General features: G+C 47.0%; 3 protein-coding genes. All 3 read right to left on the bottom strand.

Features of this window, described 5'->3' with window-relative positions; all coding sequences use genetic code 11:
* Positions 1-106: 106 nt before the first annotated feature.
* Positions 107-484, bottom strand: a complete 378-nt coding sequence (locus tag J7439_RS25010) for a hypothetical protein (RefSeq protein ID WP_209204773.1) — start codon at positions 482-484, stop codon at positions 107-109.
* A gap of 144 nt (positions 485-628) precedes the next feature.
* Positions 629-1,867: a hypothetical protein gene (locus J7439_RS25015; protein WP_209204774.1), complete on the bottom strand. Its 1,239-nt coding sequence runs from the start codon at positions 1,865-1,867 to the stop codon at positions 629-631.
* 231 nt (positions 1,868-2,098) lie between these two features.
* Positions 2,099-3,601, bottom strand: a 1,503-nt coding sequence (locus tag J7439_RS25020) for an RAP domain-containing protein (RefSeq protein WP_209204775.1), incomplete at its 5' end; no start/stop codon positions are given.

The following is a 3,601-nucleotide window of genomic DNA, read 5'->3' on the forward strand; positions in this document are numbered from 1 at the left end:
AAAAAAACATGTCGGGATGCAATGTCACCGCAGAGAAATACGCTGATACAATCTGACAGACCATGTTTGTTCGAAAAAACATCAAACACTCGAACTGTAGCAGCGTTTATGAAATATTCGGGTTAGAAGCTGACGTGTATTTTTTAATTGAATTGGCATATTGGCTGTGAGGTCTCCCATTATAGCTATGACCGAAACGATTCGATTTACTCACCAGACCAGCCATTATTTCCTGGTTGATGAGGGCATTAAAATTTTGAGCAGGGTTTACTGAACGGCGCAGTAGATGTTGAGAAGAGTGTGTGCCAGGAGAATGGTAAAATTCATTGCGACCCGGTGCAGTGCGGGAGGGGTAATCCCATTGTCTGACTGCGGCATGTCTATATCGCCCGGGCCTTGAAGAAGCGGCACGATTTTCCGGTTGGTTGTAATCATTGCCTGGTCTTGTGTATTGACCACTGATGCCAGCAGGGGGGCTATCCATAATTACATTTCATTAATTCATGAAAATATAAAAAGCAGACTGCTGTTCTGTTCAGAAGTTCATTTTGCTGAAATATCTATAAAAGCGTGTTTGAGGTAATTCTGTCCGACCATCAGTTGAGTGTGTCTTGGTGGCTGTCCAGATTCACCGGGAAGCTTCTGAGGCACTGATATCCTGGCGATAGACATGCCAGCAACGTAACTCCAGGTTATGTTTTTTGACCTCAGATTTGATGCTATCGAAGGATTTAATCCTCTCGTCCAGTGTCATCCTTTTAAGAGCACCATTGAAGATATAATCCGGCGTGTATCGCCAAGGTACTGAGCGAATTTGCCATTGAAGATCTTCTGTATACATGGAGGTCAAAGATAGATAATGATCCTGCTGCGCAGGAAGTTTTGCCAGCAACTGGTTTAACCGGTAGATATCAGCGTTTTCTGCGTTCATTTCTGCGGCTTTTGCCTGGCGAAGAGGTTGTGTCGCAAGCTCCTCCAGCGTACAGCTCTGCGCAAGCGCGTGGTAATGTTTGGTGTACACCAGCTCCGGGGGAATATATTGCTGGGGTGAGCATACGCACGGGTCTTCGGTGATCAGGACAAAACAACCAGGATTGTTTTTTATGAGTGTAGTGAGATAAAACTCTGTTTTCCCCTGTGCAATCTCTTGGCAAAGTTGCCTTTTTTCCGAAGGCAAGCCGGTATAAGCGTGTATAGCGGTAAATAAAGTGGTTGCAGGATTTGCGCCAGCAATTTCCTGAGCCGGAATTATGTTGATGGGCTGTGGATCGTCACAAAAAGTTCCATCGCAATTAGCGTAAGCATTTTTGATATCTACAGGAACTACTTTGATCTGGGGGTACAGCTCATTGAGATAGTTTTGCATTAACAGGGATATTGCTCCGAAACCACAGCCAATATCAACAATGTATTCGATTTCGCTGTTTTTCCTTAAAAAATCAACCAGGAAGCTGAAGTTATGGAATTCTATATGGCTTTTGTATTCCTCTAGAGCCCAATCAACAAATGCTTGCGAAGCATCCAGTGTCATCAGTTGCTGGTTGCCAATCTGGACAGTTTTCGGTTCAGCCGTACCCGATACATTGACATAGCTCACACAACAATTGCGCCGGGGATTATTATCCATGTGGGCTGCTTCCCAGTAAGTTTCAGGTGACGACGCAGAATGAGGGTTCAAGCCAGTAATGGTTCGGCTGGAAAGACTGGCGGCCTGTTGTTCCTGAATTCCATCGACGTCGGTTGTCAATTGTGGGGCGATGTTAAGTTTTTGCCCGACATGATCAGGTTGGTCAGGGAGAGTTTCTCTGGTAAATCCCTGTTGTGTAGTCGGAGCCTGTAAATTATCAGTGACCATACTTTTAATCATTACATTTCTCCATGCCGATGAGTCATCAATAAGATCAAACAGTTTATTCAGCTTGAGCCGGTATTAGCCTGTGCTTACTTATCAAGACCGAAGTATTGGTCATTAGTTCAATCCATCTACTTGCAAATCATCCGGAGCGAGACAAACAGTTATTAACTGTATTCTGGTTTGTCTGTTTGCTCTTCTGAATGTTCTTTGACGGTTAAGTAACGATTTTATTTGGTCAACTACTTACCTCTGTAACGAGATGTTGACCCTGGTCTTTATTTGATCAATGCAGGGTTTTAATAAATCCCGGTTCCAAAGCGTGTTAGTCGGAACTTCAATGACCTCAAATCCTGATTTTTTCAGCAGTGCGATTTTCAGCAGAGTCGAACCCTTCCTGGTTTTGAAATCACCACTCACGTAATGAGTCGGTCCCTGAATTTCAATAACAATGTTGTGATCTGGCAGTAGCAGGTCAACCGGCGATAATGAGTTCAGACTCTTTTCCTCTTCAATCTTTAAAGATGGCATGCATAATTGGAGTTGATTGTGAAAGTCGGCTTGAGGTTTTGAAATATTTGTCCGGTAATGGGGGGCGACCGGGCAGGCTTTACCAAGCCAGCTTGCGGCCATGGCAATGATTCGTTGATCCTCTTCACTGTCTGAGGATGTATTTTCAAGACGAGTAAACAGGTCATCCATTTGCTTTTCAAGCACGTTAATTTTATTGGCATTGCGGACCAGAGACAACCTGGCACAGCACACCATTACTCCCCAGAGAGACATCAATATCTCTTGTTGAGAGGACTGAGGATTTTCACTGATTCGGTAGACAAGCGATTCAAACATAAATGTAACCACGTTCAGCTCAACGAACTCACCCAGGCTCGCCATGGCCCACAACAGGTTGGCGATACACTGGGTATTAAATTGGTCTTTCTGTGCGTTCACATGGGGTAACAGCGCGGCCACGGCCTCTTTCATCTCTGGTGTCTGCTCCTGCCCGCTGTCCATCAGTTTCACCATGGCCCACAGCATGTTGGTGATACCCTGGGTACTAAACTGGCCTTTCTGTGCGTTCACGTGGGGCAACAGCGCGGCCACGGCCTCTTCGAACTCTGGTGTCCACTCCTGCCCGTTGTCCACCAGTGTCGCGATGGCCCACAACAGGTTGGCAATATGCTGGGCATTAAATTGGCCTTTCTGCGCGTTCACGAGGGGCAACAGCGCAACCACGGCCTCTTTGAACGCTGGTGTCTGCTTCTGCCTGTTGTTCACCAGTTTCGCCATGGCCCACAGCAGGTTGACAATGTCCTGAGCTTTCAATCGGTCCTTCTGTGCGTTCACGCGGGGCAACAGCGCGGCCACGGCCTCTTTGAACTCTGGTGTCTGCTCCTGCCCGTAGTCCAGCAGTTTCGCCATAGCCCACAGCAGGATGGCAATGCCCTGAGGAATAAATTGGTCTTTCTTTGCATTCACATGTGGCAACAGCGCGGCCACGGCCTCTTTGAGCCCTGGTGTGTGCTCCTGTCCGTTGTCTACCAGTTTCGCTATTGCCCACAGCTGGTTGGCGATGCCCCGGGCATCAATGTCCCGGGCTTGAGGTTGTTGGTTGCACTTGAATATTATTGCATCAAGTAGCGTTGACAATAAGGCAACCTGAGTGTGCCTGACACGCTCATCCACGGGTTTATGAGGGGTAAAAACACCCGCTGAAGTCAATGCATGAAGTGTGGTCGTGAGGCTTCG

This window comes from Salinisphaera sp. G21_0 (assembly GCF_017744115.1).
In the GTDB taxonomy this organism is placed as follows: Bacteria; Pseudomonadota; Gammaproteobacteria; order Pseudomonadales; family Endozoicomonadaceae; genus Endozoicomonas.